General features: G+C 61.5%; 16 protein-coding genes. 13 read left to right on the forward strand and 3 right to left on the reverse strand.

Going from position 1 to position 19646, the window contains the following annotated elements:
- Positions 1-40 precede the first annotated feature (40 nt).
- Positions 41-541, reverse strand: a complete 501-nt coding sequence (locus KGA96_RS16700; protein WP_223513734.1) for an adenylate kinase — start codon at positions 539-541, stop codon at positions 41-43.
- A 132-nt stretch (positions 542-673) separates the two neighbouring features.
- On the opposite strand from KGA96_RS16700, the gene KGA96_RS16705 reads away from it, so the two are divergent.
- Positions 674-1726 (forward strand): copper resistance protein NlpE, encoded by a 1053-nt coding sequence (locus KGA96_RS16705; RefSeq protein WP_223513696.1) that lies wholly within the window; start codon positions 674-676, stop codon positions 1724-1726.
- A gap of 2 nt (positions 1727-1728) precedes the next feature.
- On the opposite strand, the gene KGA96_RS16710 is transcribed toward KGA96_RS16705, so the two are convergent.
- Entirely contained in the window at positions 1729-3651 is a 1923-nt protein-coding gene (locus tag KGA96_RS16710; RefSeq protein ID WP_223513699.1) for an alkaline phosphatase D family protein, read from the reverse strand.
- Between the two features lie 204 nt (positions 3652-3855).
- On the opposite strand from KGA96_RS16710, the gene KGA96_RS16715 reads away from it, so the two are divergent.
- The 7 genes from KGA96_RS16715 (at position 3856) to KGA96_RS16745 (ending at position 10263) form a co-directional block, all read left to right on the forward strand.
- Complete coding sequence (locus KGA96_RS16715) at positions 3856-4836, forward strand: quinone oxidoreductase family protein (RefSeq protein WP_046040234.1); 981 nt, start codon at positions 3856-3858, stop codon at positions 4834-4836.
- 13 nt (positions 4837-4849) lie between these two features.
- Positions 4850-5698: a TauD/TfdA dioxygenase family protein gene (locus KGA96_RS16720; protein ID WP_007979208.1), complete on the forward strand. Its 849-nt coding sequence runs from the start codon at positions 4850-4852 to the stop codon at positions 5696-5698.
- A gap of 99 nt (positions 5699-5797) precedes the next feature.
- On the forward strand, positions 5798-6850 hold the full coding sequence (locus KGA96_RS16725) for a 3-keto-5-aminohexanoate cleavage protein (protein ID WP_046040235.1): 1053 nt from the start codon (positions 5798-5800) through the stop codon (positions 6848-6850).
- Positions 6851-6942: 92 nt separating this feature from the next.
- Positions 6943-8274, forward strand: a complete 1332-nt coding sequence (locus tag KGA96_RS16730; RefSeq protein ID WP_046040237.1) for an MFS transporter — start codon at positions 6943-6945, stop codon at positions 8272-8274.
- Positions 8271-8933, forward strand: coding sequence for a DsbA family oxidoreductase (locus KGA96_RS16735; RefSeq protein WP_046040238.1), 663 nt, complete (start codon positions 8271-8273; stop codon positions 8931-8933). Before KGA96_RS16730 ends, KGA96_RS16735 begins: the two co-directional genes overlap by 4 nt.
- Positions 8930-9256: a Rieske (2Fe-2S) protein gene (locus KGA96_RS16740; RefSeq protein WP_046040240.1), complete on the forward strand. Its 327-nt coding sequence runs from the start codon at positions 8930-8932 to the stop codon at positions 9254-9256. The genes KGA96_RS16735 and KGA96_RS16740 overlap by 4 nt, the downstream gene beginning before the upstream one ends.
- The gene (locus KGA96_RS16745) at positions 9253-10263 is read left to right on the forward strand and encodes a YeiH family protein (protein WP_223513702.1); all 1011 of its coding nucleotides are present in this window, start codon (positions 9253-9255) and stop codon (positions 10261-10263) included. Before KGA96_RS16740 ends, KGA96_RS16745 begins: the two co-directional genes overlap by 4 nt.
- Positions 10264-10402: 139 nt before the next feature.
- Here the strand turns inward: KGA96_RS16745 and KGA96_RS16750 are convergent, their stop codons facing one another.
- Positions 10403-11437, reverse strand: a complete 1035-nt coding sequence (locus KGA96_RS16750) for an AraC family transcriptional regulator (RefSeq protein ID WP_046040243.1) — start codon at positions 11435-11437, stop codon at positions 10403-10405.
- Positions 11438-11792: 355 nt separating this feature from the next.
- Between KGA96_RS16750 and KGA96_RS16755 the strand changes: the two genes are divergently transcribed.
- From KGA96_RS16755 to KGA96_RS16775, 5 genes are all read left to right on the forward strand, one after another.
- Positions 11793-12359 carry an RBBP9/YdeN family alpha/beta hydrolase gene (locus tag KGA96_RS16755; protein ID WP_046040290.1) on the forward strand — a complete coding sequence of 189 codons (567 nt, stop codon included), beginning with the start codon at positions 11793-11795 and terminating at the stop codon, positions 12357-12359.
- Between the two features lie 124 nt (positions 12360-12483).
- On the forward strand, positions 12484-14487 hold the full coding sequence (locus KGA96_RS16760) for a DUF1302 domain-containing protein (RefSeq protein ID WP_223513712.1): 2004 nt from the start codon (positions 12484-12486) through the stop codon (positions 14485-14487).
- A gap of 41 nt (positions 14488-14528) precedes the next feature.
- A complete protein-coding gene (locus KGA96_RS16765) occupies positions 14529-15887 on the forward strand; it encodes a DUF1329 domain-containing protein (RefSeq protein ID WP_223513715.1) in 1359 nt (452 codons plus the stop codon).
- A 125-nt stretch (positions 15888-16012) separates the two neighbouring features.
- A complete protein-coding gene (locus tag KGA96_RS16770; protein ID WP_046040249.1) occupies positions 16013-17104 on the forward strand; it encodes a WD40/YVTN/BNR-like repeat-containing protein in 1092 nt (363 codons plus the stop codon).
- A gap of 16 nt (positions 17105-17120) precedes the next feature.
- Positions 17121-19640, forward strand: a complete 2520-nt coding sequence (locus KGA96_RS16775) for an efflux RND transporter permease subunit (RefSeq protein ID WP_223513718.1) — start codon at positions 17121-17123, stop codon at positions 19638-19640.
- Positions 19641-19646 lie beyond the last annotated feature (6 nt).

Consider the following 19646-nt stretch of genomic DNA (forward strand, 5'->3'; position numbering starts at 1 on the left):
GTAAGTGATGTAGTCCAGATCCGATTTGAAAGGGTTAGTTTCAGTGGTTAACCGGTGCTTGTATTGCACCGAAAAACACCGTGATTTCAGTTCGATTCATCAACCGAATGTTCGATCCGTTAAAGCCTTCGAACAACCGCTGATGCGCAGCAAATCCACTTGAGTCATCACGCGTGCGATAGCTGCCCGCCCACTCCAGCAATGCCTCCAACCGTTCACCATCCTGTGTTTCCCGTTGGTGAATGTTGGCGACGCAATCCTCGTCATCGATATACAGCCAGATCAACGCTGTGGCGCGGTGGAGGATTTCGCTGGCGATCCAGCCGTAAACCCCTTCGATCACCCAGCGCTCCTCTTCGGCCGCGATCCGCGCCAGGCACAGTGCCTGTGAGCGGGGGCGGGCGAGGCTATGTTCGTCCGACAGCCAGTGAATCGAATCCAGATCGATCCATGGCGCCTGCAACTGTCTGGCCATTCGCTCGGCCAGCCAGCTCTTGCCAGAACCGGAGTTGCCGATGATCAAAGTCCGAGTCAGATCCACTTCATGTGCATTGAGAAATTTCATCTTCATTCGCTGGTGTCCCACCGGAAGAACCCACAGAATCGACCCTCACTCAAGGGGAAGGAGCTCTATCAGGTGTGGGTTCGAATTGCGTTATTCATGACGTTGGGCATGGTTTCAGGCGTAAATGCTGCAACGCAGACACCGGGCATTGCCGGGCATTACACGCTGCAGGCCAGGGAAATCGTTTCCAGGCTATTGCTCAAGCCTGACAACACCTTTGAAGCCATGATCGAGTATGCCGGTGCCGAAGGCTCCGCCAAAGGGCAGTGGAAGCTGGTCGACAACACCCTGACCTTGAGCAGTGACGCGGTCGAGCCGCCCGCTGAAAACCTGCTGTTCAATTTAAGTCGTACCCACAGTCTGGCAGACCTGCAGGACGCGCATCAGCCCGACGGCGGCGACAGGTTCAAGCAGGCGCAAAACAATTATGTGCTGAACCTGCGTTATGCCCGCTCCAGCCCCGTGCCGAGCATCGCACCGGTGATGGTGTCGTTCGAGTTCAACCAGGGGCCAGCCGCCCAATTGTTGTGGAATAACGCGGTGGGCCGGCAGCTTTACCTGCCGTATTCCGACCAGCGAACCCTGACCCGGGTTGGCCTGCAAAGCAGTGCCGAGCAACCGCCGCAATGGTTTGCCGTCGCCCCCCAGACACGCACTCTTTCCTTGAGCTGGAAGGTTGATCGCACGACCGGGCAAATGACGTATGACAAGCCGGATGAGCTTGGCCTGAAGCAGTCGCAACAGTTCTTTCGCAACGCCCCCAAAGCGCTGGCGCAGATTGATCACAACTACATCTTGACCCTGCTCTACGGAGTAACTGCCGAACCGCCGGCGATCAAGCCTGTGGATATCTATTGGTCGTTCGATGACGGTTCACAAACGTCGCAACGCTGGACGGATTCTCGGCAACAGCAACTGCTCATGCCGGCACCCGCGGGCAAGACCCTGAAAAAACTCGGTGTGAAGTTGAGCAACGAACAGAGCCCGCAATGGTTCGAGGTCGCGGCAGACAGCCGGGCAATCGACCTGATGTGGGATGAACGCGTCAACCCCGCACAGATGCGCGACTTGTCCGGGGTCTTCAAAACCCTGGAGCTGGACGTCAAGGGCGACTGCCTGGCGGTGGACCTGGGCAATGGCATGGCGTGTTATCGCCAGTAGGTTCAGTCGCTGTGCTCGGGGGCAATCATCCGGGTCTTCGGTGCGCCGTTCGAGTTGTGCTGATAGATGGTCTGCGGCTGCCCCAGGTCATTGAAATACACCTGGCCGATCCCCGCCGAGTTCCATAGCCGCTCACCGGCTTCGGCATGTTCGGGCACGTGGGGCACGATGCGCATGAGTCGACGCTTGGTCAGCCAGTTCAACGGTGAGCGTGGCGAGTACAGCCAGCGGTTGAGGCGGTCGAACCACTCGAGCAGGGTGGCGGGGAATTCATTTTTGATGCCGCTGCTGGTGATCTGCCAGATGCGCGGCCCGGCCTTGCGGTGGCGGATCAGCACTTCGTAGACGAAGGAATAGTGCACATCGCCCGACAGCACCACGTAGTTACCCGGCGTGCGCGAGTGCCGGAAAATGTTCAGGATCACCTGTGCCGCGCCGCGATGGGCCATCCAGTTTTCCGCGTCCACCAGCAGTGGATAACCGCACCAGCTGAATACCCGCTGCACGGTTTCAATCAGCTTGACGCCGAAGATCGGCGCTGGCGAAACGATGATCGCACTCGGGTGGTCCAGCAGTTCCTGTTGCAGCTCGCTCAGGGCTTCCCAGTCGAGCAAACCGGAAGGCTGCTTGAGGTTCATCTCGCTGCGCCAGCGTCGGGTGCGGGCGTCGATCACCACCACGGCCGGGGTGGTCGGCAGCACATAATGCCAGTGCTGAAACTTCAGCAGATCACTGATCAAGTCATCCTGAACCGTGCTGTCGAGGTGACGGTCACGTGCGCTGTCGCTCAACGCGCCGGCCTTATCCAGCACAGCGGCGAAAGCATCCGGATTGTTGCCCCAGCCCTGGCACAACATGTACGCCAGCAGCGCGTTGCCGATGATGCGCCGGGAGAACGGATGGCCGTAGGCCGTTTCCTCCCACTGCGCGCTAAGGTTCCAGTCATCGGTGATGTCGTGGTCGTCGAAAATCATCAGCGTCGGCAGATGCGCCAGTGCCCGCGCGACGTTGCCAAGGCCTGCCTTGAAAGCATCGATGCGCGTCTGTTCAAGGGCGTAGCGCTTGAGCCTTTCCGGCGTCAGCGTCGGTGCCTGGGGCGCGATCAGGGTCCAGGGCACTGGCGACCAGACCAACAAGTACATGGCCATGACTTCGGCGAAGGTCACCAGGTGATTGTCGGCACTGCTGCTGGTGAAAATCGGCTTGCGCGCGCCACCGAAAAATCGCTCGCGCAGGGTTTCATTGCTTTGCAGTGCCGGCAGCAGATCCGCGCGGTGGTAGTAACTGGCCGGATGCTCGTAGAGCCTGGCGCTGTCACTGACCACGGCGCCTTCGAGGTGCTCCCCGAACAGGCCCAGGCGCTCGATCAAGGCGTGAATCGCCCGCAACATCGGCCCCGCGACATCGTCGGCGTAGACTTGATCGCCCGTCATCATCAGCAGTGCCGGGCGGTCCCTGGCGGGGTGTTCCTGCGCCAGCAACTGGTCGACGCACAGCAAGCCGTCTGTCGCCGGGTGATGAGGCTTGCGGCAAGAGCCATGGAGCAACTGATCGACCCGTGCGCGCAGGACGAAGTTCGGGCAACGGGCAGCGCCATACAGCAGGTGCGGCGCCCAGTCGGCGATGCCTTGTTCTGTGCCATCGATCAGCAGGTCATAGTCGATCGACTCGTCCCAGGGCAGGGCGCCATCGAGTTGCACATCGATCAAGTGCACAAAGGCATGAGCCCCCACTGCAATCACCGTGCATTGCCCGGCATCGAGACGGATATCGCCGACGCCCTGCACGCGCAAGGTCAGCGCCAGCGCCCGGGATCCCACCAGCCACAGCACCAGCCGCGTGGGCTCCAGACGCCGCAACAGCGGGCCGGCCAGGACCGGCGGCAGGGCTGGGTGATCGTCGGGCAGTGGCAGCGTGTCGGGCATCCGGGTTCAAGACTCTTGGGGCGTGGAAGCGGGCGATGATAGCGCAGGTGACGGCGGGACCGGCTAGACGATCCCGTTTCTGCCTGTCACCAAATGAAAAGCCATTGTCGTCTGATGAGAAGCGTCTCAACAGGCCTCGTCCTACAGTCCAATCAGCGCAATTCGATGCAACACGCCCATATTGCAGATTGGAGAATAAGAAAAATGGCCAAAGCCGTACGCTTCTACGAAACCGGTGGTCCCGAAGTTCTACGTTATGAGGACGTCGAAGTCGGCGAACCCGGTCCGGGTCAGGTTCGCCTTCGTCATGTGGCGGTTGGCCTGAACTATGCCGACACCTATTTCCGTAACGGTACCTACCCGATTCCGATGCCCAACGGCATGGGCGTCGAGGCCTCTGGCGTAGTCCAGGCCGTTGGTGAAGGGGTCACCAACGTCGAAGTCGGTGATCGCGTCACCTACACCGGTTTCCTCAACACCCTCGGCGCCTACAGCACCGAGCGCCTGATCCCGGCCGCGCCGCTGATCAAGCTGCCGGAAACCATCAGTTTCGAAACGGCCGCCGCGATGACCATGCGTGGCCTGACGTCTTCGTACCTGATGCGCCGCATCTACGACTTCAAGCCGGGCGACAGCATCCTGTTGCATGCCGCCGCTGGCGGTGTCGGCCTGATCGTTTCGCAGTGGGCCAAACTGCTGGGCCTGAACGTGATCGGCACGGTGTCGACCGAGCAAAAGGCGGAAATCGCCCGGGCTCACGGTTGCGACCATACGATCAATTACAGCCATGAAGACGTCGCCGCTCGCGTTCGCGAATTGACCGACGGTGTGGGCGTCAACGTGGTGTTCGACAGCGTTGGCAAGAACACCTTCATGGGTTCGCTGGATTCGTTGAAACCCCGTGGCCTGATGGTCTGCGTGGGTACTGCATCCGGGCCGATCCCGGCGTTCGACCCGGTGATGCTGGCGATGAAAGGTTCGCTGTTCCTGACCCGTCCGGCCCTGGCCAACTACATCAGCGACCCGGCCGAAAAAGCCGCCCTGGCCGGTGAGTTGTTCGACCATGTCGGCAGCGGCCGGATCAAGATCGAGATCAACCAGCACTACGCCTTGCAGGATGCCGTTCAGGCCCATCGCGACCTTGAATCTCGCAAGACTACCGGCTCGTCGATTTTCGTCGTTTAAGGAGCGGCCAGCCATGAAAGTCGAACAATTGACCTGCAGCATTGGTGCCGAACTGATCGGCGTCAACCTGGCCGACGCGGTGCATGACGACGGTCTGTTTGCCGAGATTCGTGCCCAGTTGCTCAAGCACCGCGTGGTGTTCCTGCGTGACCAGGACATCACCCGCGCCGAGCACGTGGCCTTCGCCCGGCGCTTCGGCGAGCTGGAAGATCATCCGGTGGCCGGCAGTGATCCGGATCATCCCGGTTTGGTGCGGATCTACAAGAATCCGGACCAGCCGATGGACCGCTACGAAAACGCCTGGCACACCGACGCCACCTGGCGCGAAGCACCGCCGATGGGCTGCGTGCTGCGTTGCGTGGAATGCCCGCCAGTGGGCGGCGACACCATGTGGACCAACATGGTCCAGGCCTATGCGAACTTGCCGGAAGACGTAAAGGTCAAGATCGCCGACCTGCGCGCCCGCCACAGCATCGAAGCGAGCTTCGGTGCCGCCATGCCGATTGAAAAACGCCTGGCGCTCAAGGCGATGTACCCGGACGCCGAACACCCGGTGGTGCGCACCCATCCGGAAACCGGCGAGAAGGTGCTGTTCGTCAACGCCTTCACCACCCACTTCAGCAACTACCACACCCCTGAGCGGGTGCGTTTCGGCCAGGACGCCAACCCCGGCGCCGGCGAGTTGCTGCGTTACCTGATCAGCCAGGCGTACATCCCTGAGTATCAGGTGCGCTGGCGCTGGAAGCCCAACAGCATCGCCATCTGGGACAACCGCAGTACCCAGCATTACGCCGTCATGGATTACCCGCCGTGCCATCGCAAGATGGAGCGTGCCGGGATTATCGGCGACAAGACGTTCTGATCGAACGCCACCTGCATTCGCACTCGTAAACACGTCTGCCCGGCACGACCCCGGGTGGGCGAGACAATCATAAGAACTGGCATAAGAACTGGAGTAACCATGCAATTCTTCGACGATTCCCTGCACCCGGAAAACATGGAAAAGGTAGTCATTACCGTGGCCCCGTACGGCCCGGAGTGGATGCCTGAAGACTTCCCGGAAGACATCCCGTTGACCATGGATGAGCAAGTCCAGAAAGCGGTCGAATGCTACGAAGCCGGCGCCACCGTGCTGCACCTGCATGTGCGTGAACTGGACGGCAAGGGCTCCAAGCGCCTGTCGAAGTTCAACGAGCTGATCGCCGGTGTGCGTGAAGCCGTGCCAGACATGATCATCCAGGTCGGCGGCTCGATTTCCTTCGCCCCCGAAAGCGATGGTGAAGCGGCCAAGTGGCTGTCCGACGACACTCGCCACATGCTGGCCGAGCTGACGCCGAAACCGGATCAGGTCACGGTCGCGATCAACACCACCCAGATGAACATCATGGAGCTGTTGTATCCGGAGTACCTGAAAGGCACCTCTCTGGACAACCCGTTGATCCACGCCGCCTACAGCGAAATGACCGTACCGGCAGGTCCGGGCTGGGTTGCCGAGCACCTCAAGCGCCTGATGGACAACGGCATCCAGCCACACTTCCAGTTGACCGGCATGCACGCCATGGAAACCCTCGAGCGCCTGGTGCGCCGTGGCGTTTACAAAGGCCCGCTGAACCTGACCTGGATCGGCATCGGCGGCGGTTTCGACGGCCCGAACCCGTTCAACTTCTTCAACTTCATCCACCGCGCGCCGGACGGTTGCACCCTGACCTCCGAGTCGCTGCTCAAGAACGTCATGCCGTTCAACACCATGTCGATGGCCATGGGCATGCACCCGCGTGTGGGCAATGAAGACACTATCATTGACCACAAGGGCGACCGTTTCGGCTCGGTTGCACAGATCCAGCAAACCGTGCGCATTGCCCATGAACTGGGCCGTGAAATCGCCACCGGCAAAGAAGCCCGCGAGATCTACCGCATCGGCGTGCAGTACGAAACCATCGAAGAAACCCTGTTGGCCAATGGCATGGCCCCCAACCGCAAGGCTGGGCAGAAAGGTACTCCGCAACGCGGTTGACCGAGGGTCGGGACGAGAGGCCGTGACCTCTCGTCCGCCTGACCGTTACACGCTTGATAACAAAAATAAAACAAAGCTCTTGAGGAGGCTGCATGGCCTTTCACCCAATAGCCGCTGACGATGACGACTCCAGCGGAGTCGGCGTTGCGCGCCAATATGCCTGGATCGTCTTTGCCTTGACGTTCGGCCTGTTGATTTCCGATTACATGTCGCGTCAGGTACTGAACGCGGTATTCCCCCTGCTCAAGACTGAGTGGTCGTTGAGCGACGGACAGCTCGGTTTGCTCAGCGGCATCGTTGCCCTGATGGTCGGCCTGCTGACGTTTCCCCTGTCGTTGATGGCCGACCGTTTCGGCCGGGTCAAGAGCCTGGCACTGATGGCGTTCCTGTGGAGCGTGGCGACCCTGGGTTGCGCGCTGGCCCAGGACTACCAGCAGATGTTCATCGCGCGATTCATGGTCGGCGTCGGCGAAGCCGCCTACGGCAGCGTGGGCATCGCGGTGGTGATTTCGGTGTTCCCCAAACACATGCGCGCCACCCTGGCCAGTGCCTTCATGGCTGGCGGGATGTTCGGTTCGGTGTTGGGCATGGCTTTGGGCGGTGCGATTGCCGCCAAGCTGGGCTGGCGCTGGTCGTTCGCCGGCATGTCGCTGTTTGGCCTGTTTCTGGCGGTGCTCTATCCGCTCATCGTCAAGGAAGCGCGCATTGCGCCACAACGTGCCGCGCAGATTGCGAACAAGACGGCCGCGGCGGTCAAGCGCCCACTGCGCACGCTGTGGTCCAGCCGTTCGGTGGTGGCGACCTACATCGGCAGCGGCTTGCAGTTGTTCGTCGGCGGTACGGTGATGGTGTGGATTCCCAGCTACCTCAATCGCTACTACGACATGCCTACCGACAAGGCCGGTGGCATGGCGGCGATCATCGTGTTGTGCAGCGGCGCGGGGATGATCCTGTGCGGCATGCTCAGCGATCGGCTGTGCCGCAACTCGCCGGAGCGCAAGGTCAGCCTGGCCATCGGCTTTTGCCTGGGCAGTTGCCTGTTGCTGTCGGCGGCCTTTGCCTTGCAGGCAGGGCCAGTGCAACTGCTGCTGATCTGCCTGGGCATGCTGATTGCCACCGGTACCACTGGCCCCGCCGGTGCGATGGTCGCCAACCTGACCCATTACTCGGTGCACGGTACGGCGTTCGCCACGCTGACCCTGGCCAACAACATGCTGGGGCTGGCGCCGGGGCCGTTCATCACCGGCCGGGTGTCGGACCTCATCGGTCTGCATGCCGCGTTTCAACTGGTGCCACTGGTTAGCCTCGCGGCGGCGGCGGTGTTCTTTTATGCCAAGTGTCATTACCACAAAGATATTGCCCGCCTTCAGGGTCAGAGCGTGCCTGACCCTGTCAGTGAAGCCGGGATAGAGGTGAAGTTGTGAGTCGTCGTTTACGTATTGATGTGTTTTTCGATTTTATCTGCCCCTGGTGCCTGATCGGCAAACGCCAACTGGAGCATGCGCAGGTGCAGTTTCGCAGTCGCCACCCGGATGTGCAGATCACCACGGTGTGGCATGGCGTGCAGTTGCTGCCCCAGATACCGGTAGAAGGTGAACCTTTCGCCGATTTCTACCGCAAGCGTCTGGGCAATGCTGACGCCGTGGCCATACGTCAGGCCCAGGTCCAGCAGGCGGCTTCGGCAGTCGGGCTGGCCATCGACTTGACCCGCATCGCGACGATGCCCAACACCGCCGACGCCCATCGTTTGCTCGAGCGTGCCAGCACGCTAGGCAATGTTGTCCAGCGTGACGTCTTGCTCGAGCGCCTGTTCGCCGCTTACTTCCAGAAGGGCGAAGACCTCGGCTGCCGTGAGACCTTGCTCGCCATCGCTCGCTCCTGCGGCTTTGATGCAGAGACCATGGCCGATTGCCTGATGGGCGACACCACGCCGTTTGAAGGCTTGCCTGGGGCGAGCAGTGGCGTGCCTAGTTTTCAGTTCGACCGCCGCATGACGGTCGTGGGCGCGCAACCTGCCGAGGCATTGCTCGGGGCCATGAGCCAGGCACTGAAAGAAAGTGATCGCGAGCGGCAGCCAGCATGACCCGGCGCATTCCCGTGCCAGCCGGCAAGCACCCGCAGGCCGGTGGCCGGGCGCTGTTCGAGTTCGAAGACAAAAGCCTGGCGCTGTTCAACGTCGACGGGCAGTTGTTTGCCATTGACGACAGCTGCCCGCACCAAGGCTCCTCGCTTTGCGGAGGGCGTCTTGAAGGCCGGGTGATTCAATGCCTCGCCCATGGTTTGCGCTTCGATTTGCACAGCGGTTACCTGCTCAATTCCAGGCAGGTCAAAGTCACCAACTACCCGGTCGAGATCATCGACGGCCAGGCGTTTATCATCATCGCATCCGAGGAGTCCGCGCCATGAGCGCCATTGCTCTCACCCGTATCCACAGTCGCACGCGCGAACTGGCACCGGGGTTTATCGTCAGTCTGATTGTCGCGGCCGCCGCGTCGTTTCTGTCCGAGCACTACGGTGCGCCGGTCATGCTGTTTGCCTTGCTGCTGGGCATGGCCCTGAATTTTCTCGCCGATGACGGCCCCTGCAAGGCCGGTATCGAGTTCACCGCCCGCACGGTGCTGCGCATCGGCGTGGCGCTGCTGGGCATGCGCATTACCCTGGAGCAAATGGCGGCGCTGGGCTGGAAGCCGATAGCGCTGGTGGTGATCCTGGTGGTAGTGACCATCAGCGTGTCTGTGATCGCCGCCAAGGCCCTGGGCTTTCAGCGGCTGTTCGGCATGCTCACCGGTGGCGCGACGGCCATCTGTGGCGCCTCAGCGGCCCTGGCATTGGCAGCGGCGCTGCCGAACCATCCGCAGAAAGAGCGCGCCACACTGTTCACGGTCATTGGCGTGTCGGCGTTGTCGACGATGGCGATGATCGTCTATCCGATGATCGCCAACTGGCTGCAGTTGTCACCGCAGGTGGCGGGCGTGTTTCTCGGCGCCACGATCCACGACGTGGCCCAGGTGGTCGGCGCCGGCTACAGCATGTCGACCGAGACCGGCGACACGGCCACGGTGGTCAAGCTGATGCGCGTTGCGATGCTGCTGCCGGTGATCGTCACCGCGGCAATGATCACCCGCATGCAAGGCGCCGACCCGACCGGCAAGCGCCCGCCGCTGTTGCCGTGGTTCGCCGTCGGCTTTCTGATTCTGGCCTGCATCAACAGCACCGGCTGGATAGCGCCTGCGGTGCAAGGATCGGTCAACGAACTGTCGCGCTGGTGCCTGGTGATTTCCATCAGTGCCCTGGGCATGAAGACCCGGCTCAGGGAGCTGGCGGCGGTCGGGATCAAGCCGATTCTGCTGATGGTCGGGGAGACGGTGTTCCTGGTCGTGCTGGTGCTGTTGTTACTGCACTGGGGCCTCTGAGCGCGTCACCACTCGTTCGCTTTATGGCAGGGCTGCACGGCGTTGACTCCTCATGCCGTGGGGCTCCAGACCGGTGCTACAAGCACCGGTCTTTCGCGGCGACTGTACCAGCAGTCGCCGTTTTTTTTGCCCGGTCGATTCAGGGTTCTTTCGGGCCGGCGAGGGGTTTGCCAGTGGTTTGTTTCTGCGCGCGCCACGTCGCCGGCGGCATGCCGAACTGGCTGATGAACCAGCGGGTAAACGAACTCGCCATCGAGTAGCCGAGCATGTCGGCAATGCGGCTGAGGGGGTAGTTCGGGTTGTCCAGGTAACGCAGCACCAGGTCGCGGCGTACGTCGTTGATCACGTCGTTGAAGGCGCAACTGTCGTCCTTGAGGCGGCGTTGCAGGGTGCGCACGTTCATGCCCTGGCTCTGGGCGACCTGCTCGATGGTGGCGCGGCCCATGGGCAACAGCAGGTAGATGGCCTTGCGCACCTCGAACAGCATCGAGGCGCCCTCGTGGTTCTGCAGCGAGTCGAGGTAGCCCTGGGCATAGCGGGCCATGGCCGGGTCGGCGTTGGGGTTGGTCATGTCGAGGCTGATGTCAGGGCAGACGATGCCGTTGAACTCGCTGCCGAACTCCAGGTTGCAGCCGAACAGGCGGCGGTGCAGGTGCAGGTTGTCCGGTGGCTGGTGCATGAAGTTGACGCTGTAGGGATGCCAATGCGAGCCCAGCAGGGCCGAGCACAGCCGGAACATCACGCCGATGGCCAGCTCCGTGGCCTGACGGCTGGGCATCGGCGTTTCGGTGACCACCTCTTCGCGAATGATCACCATCTTGCCGGCCTCCTCGATGAAGATGGCCAGCGAGTCATTCATCAAGTGTCGGTAATCCACCACGACCTGCAAGGCATCGCGCAGGGTGCGCTGGTGACTGAGCAGCAGGCTGACCACGCCGAAGTCCGAGAGCTGACGCGACTCGGCCATGCTCAGGCCGAAGGTCTGGCAGCCGCTGGCGGTGGCCGAGTCTTCCAGCAAGCGCACGGCGGCATCGATCTGGATACGGTGTTCAGGGGCTTGCAGTTGGGCCCTGCTCAAGCCGACAGCGGCCAGCACGTCGCGCGGGTTGAAACCCAGGTATTGGGTGACCTCCAGGTAGTTGGTCAAGACGGCGGCGCGAACAAGCTTGGTCATGCAAAGTCTTCCCTGGGCCGATGGCGATTGGCGTGAGCGTGGCGACTATATCCAGCGTATCAACAGTTGAACAGTTGTCATGTCGTTGATGGATTTCATGCTGTCCGGTCACCAATCTTCTACGCTGCATGGAACCATCGGCGCTCATCCGTTGATTACAGTGACCTTGCGCCAACCTGCGGGGTTTTTCGACCAGTGGTCGCGCTGTCCTAGTGTCCGACAATTTGTCATCAAAAGAAAAGTGCATGACGTCCAATGTAAAGCGCTTCGGGTGGGCGCTCTTTAATGTCGACCCTACAAAAAGCCCCTGGCGAAAACTGCCAGTCGAGTTATCGAGAAAGCGAAGGTGTTGACCGTGGACAAACTGCAAACAGCCGCCACCATTCTGATCGTTCCGGGTCTGCGCGAGCACGTGGCCGAACATTGGCAAACATTGCTTGCCGCCAGGCTGAGCAACGTGCGCAGTGTTGCGCCGCTGGAGACCGACAAACTCGATTGCATGGCCCGTGTGCGGGCGATTCAACACGAACTCGAACAAATCGACGGCCCTGTGATTCTGGTGGCCCACAGCGCCGGCGTGCTGATGGTCGCGCACTGGGCCGCGCACTACAGCCGTCCGATCAAGGGCGCCTTGCTGGCCGCGCCACCGGACCTCGATGCGGTCTGGCCGTCAAACTATCCATCTTCTGAAACCCTGCGTAGCCAGGGCTGGAATCCTCTGCCACAAGGCCCGCTGCCATTTCGCAGCATCGTGGCCGGCAGCACCAATGATCACCTTGCCAGTCTTGCTGCGGTCACCCGCATGGCAGAAGGCTGGGGCGCCGAATTGCTCAATCTGGGCGATGTCGGCCATCTCAATCCGGCCGCAGGATTTGGCCACTGGCAGCAAGCTGAAGCACTCATCCTGGAGCTGGATCGCTAGTACAAGGAGCTGGACTGGCAGTACGCCAACCGGCATTTGCCCTCATTCCTTAAACGCAAACCCGAAGAGGTTTGTGCGAGGGCGGCTGCGCTTAAAACAAAGACAAAAAGGCGGAGACAACGCAATGCACAACAATAAGAGTCACGGCTTCACCGCTCCACGCTGCACCTTGCTGGCCTCAGCCATTCTTGTGGCAACCGTACCGGTGGCCCATGCGGCCGAGATCGAGATGGGGAATCCGGACTGGAACGTACGCGTGGATAACACCATCAAGTACAACTACGGCGTGCGCACTGAAAGCGCCGACAAGCGCATGTTGGGAACGCCGAACAACAACGACGGCGACTACAACTTCCGCAAGGCCGGTACCAACATCACCAACCGTATCGACCTGTTGACCGAAATGGACGTGGTCTACAAGAACGCCATGGGCTTTCGCGTCAGCGCCGCCAGCTGGTACGACAAGGCCTATGACAACACCGGCTCCAACTCCAACCCGTTCGTCAACGGCAATGGATCGACCTCGGGCCTGATCGCCAACGACCCGCGCCTGGCAGGGGTCACCCATGACAACGTCGGCAACGGCAGCCCGCACCTGAGCAATTATGCCCAGCGCTACTACAGCGGCCCTTCGGGCGAAATCCTCGATGCCTTCGTGTTCTACAGCACCGAAGTGGGCGAGGAGTCGATGTTCAGCGTCAAGGCCGGTCAGCACAACGTGTTCTGGGGCGAGACCATTCTCAACCCGGTGCACTCGGTCAGCTATGGCCAGTCCGGCCTCGACCTGGCCAAGCTTGCCGCGTCGCCGGGCACCGAAGCCAAGGAACTGTTCGTTCCGCGTAACCAATTGTCGATGTCGTTCACCGTCAATCCCGAGCTGACCGTGGGTGCCCAGTACTTCCTCGATTGGGACGCCGCGCGTCTGCCGGAAGCCGGTACCTACTACGGTGGTTCCGATCTGATCGGCTTTGGTGCGCAATCGTTCCTGCTCGGCAACACCAACGCCGTGGTGCCTGGCAGTCCGCTGGGTTGTGGCCTGGCGCCGTGCAACGCGTTGACCAACGTGCGTCGCGGACATGACCTGACACCGGGCAGCAGCGGCGACTGGGGCATCATGGCCAAATGGTCGCCGGCCTGGCTGGATGGCACCCTCGGCGTTTACTACCGCGAAACCTCGGAAATCCTGCCGCAAGCCTTTCTGGACGCCAGGGGCATTACCTCGGCCAACCCGAACGGCACCCGTCCGGCGGGGCAAGTGCCTGCGGTGATCAACACCCTCAATTCGCTGGACACCGCCACCTATCAACTGGCCTATGCCGATAACATCAAGATCCTTGGCCTGAGCTTGTCCAAGGACGTGGGTGGAATCAGCGTGGGTTCGGACCTGAACGTTCGTCACAACATGCCGCTGGCCAGTATTCCGGCGATCGTCAGTACCCGCAGCCCGCTAGGCCTGGGTCAAGGGCTTGGTCTGCTGCCTGCACGTACGGACGCTACCGGTGTGGTCTATGACACCCCGAGCCGTGGCGACAGCATGAGCGCCACCGGTGACACCCTGCACTGGACTCTCAACGGTCTGATGACCCTGCCGAAAACGCCGGTGTTCGATCAGGCCACCGTGCTTGCCGAGCTGTACTACAGCAACCTGCTCAAGCTCGATAGCAAGAACGAAGCGCTCTACAAGGGCAAGGACAGCTATCGCGGTATCGACGCGCCGACCCGTGACAACTGGGGTCTGGCAGTCAACTTCACACCGACCTGGTACCAGGTATTCCCGGGTGTCGACCTCAACGCACCAATGTCCGTCAACGTCGGTCTCGACGGTGTGTCGCCGGTCTCCGGTGGCGGTGCCAAGGACACCGGCAACTATGCCGTCGGCGTGGGCGCCATTGTTTACAACAAATACTTTGTCGACCTGAAGTACGTGGACTCCTTTGGCCAAACCGACAAGTGCAACACCAGCGGTGTGAGTACCGGCCCAAACGGCGGCGACGGCTCCACCCCGAACGCCTTTAGCGGCAACGAAAACTACGCCTGTTTCGCCGGCGGCTACTCGTCCTTCTCCGGAGGTGGTGCCACGACTGAGGACCGTGGCGCCGTGTACCTGACGATGAAAACTACATTCTGATTCACCACTGATTTGCTCAATGCAAGCAGGAGAATAACAACATGAAATTTGTAAAAACCGTGTTGGCCGCTTCGCTGGCCATGGTCTTCGCCGCTCAGGCACAGGCTGCTGTTTCACCTCAGGAAGCTGCCAAGCTCGGCACCAGCCTGACCATGGTAGGGGCTGAAAAAGCCGGGAACGCTGATGGTTCCATTCCTGCCTACAACGGTGGCTTGACCACTGCGCCGGCCAGCTTCAAAGCCGGCGACAGCATGCGCCCGGACCCGTTTGCCAGTGAAAAGCCGGTACTGGTGATCGACGGCAAGAACGTCGATCAATACAAGGGCCTGCTCACGGCGACCACGGTAGAACTGGCCAAGCGTTTCCCGACGTTCCGTGTCGACGTGTTCCCAACGCACCGCACCGTGTCGTTGCCTCAAGCGATTCTGGACAACGGCGTGAAAAACGCCAGCGGCGCCAAGTCCCTGGAAGGTGGCCTGGCCATCGACAACGTCCTGCCAGGCATTCCGTTCCCGATTCCGCAGTCGGGCAACGAAGCGATGTGGAACTTCCTGTTGCGCTACCAAGGCGTCAGCATCAGCTCCAAGTACGACTCCTGGAACGTTGACTCCGCGGGCGTTCCTAGCCTGGCGACCACCGGGCAAGCGAACATCTCCTACCCGATCTACGAAAACCTCTCGCAGCCGATCAGCAGTTCCGATGTGTACTACCAGATGAAGCTGGCATACACCGGCCCAGCGCGCCGCGCCGGTGAGGCGATCATGCTCAAGGATGCCGCCAACCCGTTGCAGCAACCGCGTCGCGCCTGGCAGTACTTGCCGGGGCAGCGTCGGGTAAAGCTGGCTCCGAGCCTGGCCTACGACACGCCTAACCCGGGTACCGCTGGCGCGGGCACCTACGATGACGTGTTCGTGTTCAACGGTGCACTGGATCGCTACGACTGGAAGCTGGTGGGCAAGCAGGAAATGATCGTGCCTTACAACACCTACAAGCTGACCTACGTGCAGGATCCGAAGTCGCTGACCACTGCCAATCACCTGTCACCGGACTTCGTACGCTGGGAAAAACACCGTGTATGGGTCGTCGAAGGCAACCTCAAGGCCGGTGCCCGTCACATCTACCAGAAGCGCCGCTTCTACCTCGATGAAGACAGCTGGACCGCTTTGGCCTCGGATCAATATGACGCCCGTGGTCAGCTCTATCGCGGTTCCTTCGCCTTCCTGAGCCAGAGCTACGACAAGCAGGTTCCGGACTCCACGCCGTTCATGATCTACGACCTGGTCGGCGGTTCCTACAACATCAACGGTGTAGTCGGCCCTTACGGCGGCATCAAGTACATCGAGCCGCTCTCCAAGGCCCAGTGGTCTTCGGAATCCCTGGCCGGCGCCGGTATTCGCTAAGCCAACCGCAGAAAAGCGCCCGCACGGTCCGCTGCTCACAAGGTAGCGGGACCGAGCGGGCGCCCGGTTTGAACGTCAGGCACACGGATGTGTGCCCCGACGCGGTTTTCCGAAGAGGACGCAGTATGTGTTCGTATAAAAATAATATGTTGCAGCTCGCGTTTGGCGTTGTGCTCGGCCTGTCGCAGGGTATCGCCCAGGCGGCCGATTACGTCGATGTGCTGGACCTGCCCGCCAGTGTCAGTGCCTTGGCCATCAACAGCCCGTTGTCCGGCATGACCCGCGCCGGTGGGCGTGTGATTACCGTCGGCCAGCGTGGCCATATTCTGTTTTCCGATGATTCGGGAAACCACTGGCAACAGGCCGCCGTACCGGCCAGTGCCGACCTCACTGCGGTGAATTTTCCGACCACCACCCAAGGCTGGGCGGTGGGTAATGACGGCGTGGTGCTGCATAGCAGCGATGCCGGCGCGACTTGGCGCAAGCAGCTCGACGGTCGTCAGATCGGCGCCTTGCTGGTCAAGCATTACACGGCGCTGGCCAGCGCCGAACCTGGCAATGAGCAATGGCCGCTGCTGGTCGCCGAGGGCCAGAAGCTAGTCGATCAGGGCGCGGACAAACCGCTGCTCGACGTCTGGTTCGCCAACGACAAGACCGGCTATGTGGTCGGTGTATTCAACCTGATCCTGCGCACCGACGACGGTGGTTTGACCTGGACGCCATTCCAGGATCGCACCGACAACCCCCAGGGTTTCCACCTCAATGCCATCGCCTCTACCGGCGACAGCCTGTACATCGCTGGCGAGCAAGGCCTGCTGCTCAAGTGGGACGACAGTGCCCAGCGCTTCAATGCCGTGCCGACGCCTTATCAAGGCAGCTTCTTCGGCGTGCTCGGCAAGCCAGGCGAAGTGCTGATCTACGGCCTGCGCGGCAACGTGTTGCGCAGCACCGACGGCGGCCAGAGCTGGACCGCACTGGACACCGGCCTGCACGTCAGCATCACCGCCGGCCTGATCGACGCCCGTGGCCATTATCGCCTGTTCACCCAGGGCGGGCAGATGCTGGTCAGCCAGGGCACGGGCGCGCAGTTGCATCTGGTGCGGCAACCGGCACCGACCCCGGTCGCCGGTGCCACCCAGTCCGCCGCTGGCGCGTTGGTGGTAGCGGGCAGCCGTGGCGCCCGGACGCTGTCCGTCGATCCAGCCCTCGAACCCTAAGAGCGAGAACCCAGACATGGGCAATATCAAACAAGACGCCATGCCGGTGATCCGCGATCTGCGGGATTTCGACCAGCGCTCCGGCAACCTCCTCGAGCGGCTGGTGTTCAACTACCGCCCGCTGTTCATGCTGCTGATGGCGCTCGCCACCGTGGTGCTGGGCTTCATGGCGGTGACTCGCCTGGAGTTGCGCCCAAGCTTCGAAAAAATGATTCCCCAGAGCCAGCCCTACATCCAGAACTTCCTGGAAAACCGCGCTTCGCTGCGTGGCCTGGGCAACTCGGTGCGGGTGGTGGTCGAGAACACCCAGGGCGATATTTTCGACCCCGAATACCTCGACGTGCTCAAGCAGGTCAACGACCAGCTGTTCCTCACCGAAGGCGTCGACCGCGCGTGGATGAAGTCGCTGTGGAGCCCGGCCGTGCGCTGGACCGAAGTCACCGAGGACGGTTTCCAGGGTGGCCCGGTGATGCCCGACAGCTATCAGGGCTCGCCCTCCGACATTGAACAGTTGCGCCAGAACATCTCCCGCGCCGGTCTGGTGGGCAGCCTGGTGGCCAGCGACTTCAAGTCGACCATGCTGATTGTGCCGCTGATGGACAAAGCCGCCGCCGGCGGCCAGCGCATCAACTACCACGCCTTCTCGCAGATGCTCGAAGAGCAGTTGCGCGACAAGATCGAATACGCCGGCGACAGCGCTGCGCGTAAATCCGGGGTCGAAGGCACCGGCCATTACAAGGTCCGGGTGATCGGCTTCGCCAAACTGATGGGCGACCTGATCGACGGCCTGATCCAGGTGATGATGTTCTTCGGCCTGGCCGTGGTCACGTCGCTGATCATCATCTACGCCTACACCCGTTGCGTGCGCAGCACCCTGCTGGTGGTCGGCTGCTCGCTGATCGCGGTGGTCTGGCAACTGGGCATCGTCGCCTGGCTCGGCTACGCCATCGATCCGTATTCGGTGCTGGTGCCGTTCCTGATCTTCGCCATCGGCGTGTCCCACGCCGCGCAGAAGATGAACGGCATCATGCAGGACATCGCCCGTGGCACCCATAAACTGATCGCTGCGCGCTACACCTTCCGCCGTCTGTTCATCGCCGGTGTCACCGCGCTGCTGGCCGACGCCGTGGGTTTCGCCGTGTTGATGCTGATCGACATCCCGGTGATCCAGGACCTGGCAATCACCGCCAGCATTGGTGTCGCGGTACTGATCTTCACCTCGCTGTTGTTGATGCCGGTGGCACTGTCTTATGTAGGCGTCGGTGCGAAAGCCGCCGAGCGTGCACTGAAAATCGACAACCGCGCCGAGAAGCACAAAGGCTTCGGCAGACTGTGGGACACGCTCGATCGCTTCACCACGGCCAAGTGGGCCACGGGCGCGGTAGTGGTCGCGGTGTTGATGGGCATCGGCGGTTACATGGTCAGCCAGAACCTGAAGATCGGCGACCTCGACAGCGGGGCACCAGAGCTGCGTGCCGACTCGCGCTACAACCGCGACAACGCCTACATCACCCAGCATTACGCGCTGTCCAGCGACCTGTTCGCGGTGATGATCAAGACCGCGCCGGAAGGCTGCCTGAACTACAAGACCCTGGTCCTCGCCGACCGCCTGGCCTGGGAACTGCAACAGTATCCGGGCGTGCAGGCGACCTCGTCCCTGGTCAACGCGGTTCGCCAGATCACCGCCGGCACCTACGAAGGCAACCCCAAGCTCAACAGCATCCAGCGCAACCAGGACGTGCTCAACTACGCCGCGCAACAAGCCTCGGTCAACTCGCCGGAGCTGTTCAACACCGATTGTTCGCTGATGCCGGTGATCACCTTCCTCAAGGATCACAAGGCCGAAACCCTGGATGCGGTGGTGGCGATTGCCGACAAGTTCGCCAAGGAAAACAGCACCGCGGATCGCCAGTTCCTGCTCGCCGCTGGCACCGCCGGTATTGAAGCCGCAACCAACATCGTGGTCCGCGAAGCCAACCGCACCATGCTGCTGTACGTGTATGCGGCAGTGACGCTGTTCTGCCTGATCACCTTCCGCAGCTGGCGCGCCACGCTGGTGGCGCTGTTGCCGCTGGTGCTGACCTCGATCCTCTGTGAAGCCTTGATGGTGGCCATGGGTATCGGTGTGAAAGTCGCGACCCTGCCGGTGATCGCCCTCGGCGTGGGCATCGGCGTGGACTACGCCCTGTACCTGCTCAGCGTGCAGTTGCACTTCCAGCGCCAGGGCTTGCCGCTGTCCGAGGCCTACCGCAACGCCGTGTCCTTCACAGGCCGCGTGGTCGGGCTGGTGGGCATCACCCTCGCTGCCGGCGTGGTGTGCTGGGTCTGGTCGCCGATCAAGTTCCAGGCCGACATGGGCATCCTGCTGACCTTCATGTTCCTGTGGAACATGCTCGGCGCGCTGATCCTGATTCCGGCCCTGTCCTACTTCCTGCTGCGCGAACGAGCCCCTCAGCCTGGTTCTGTCGCGGCAACCGAAAATACTGAATCCACTGAACGTCCCGGCATGCCCCATGCCGTGACCACTTCCGAGTAAGCCAAG

This window comes from Pseudomonas sp. GL-R-26, from assembly GCF_019947365.1.
In the GTDB taxonomy this organism is placed as follows: domain Bacteria; phylum Pseudomonadota; class Gammaproteobacteria; order Pseudomonadales; family Pseudomonadaceae; genus Aquipseudomonas.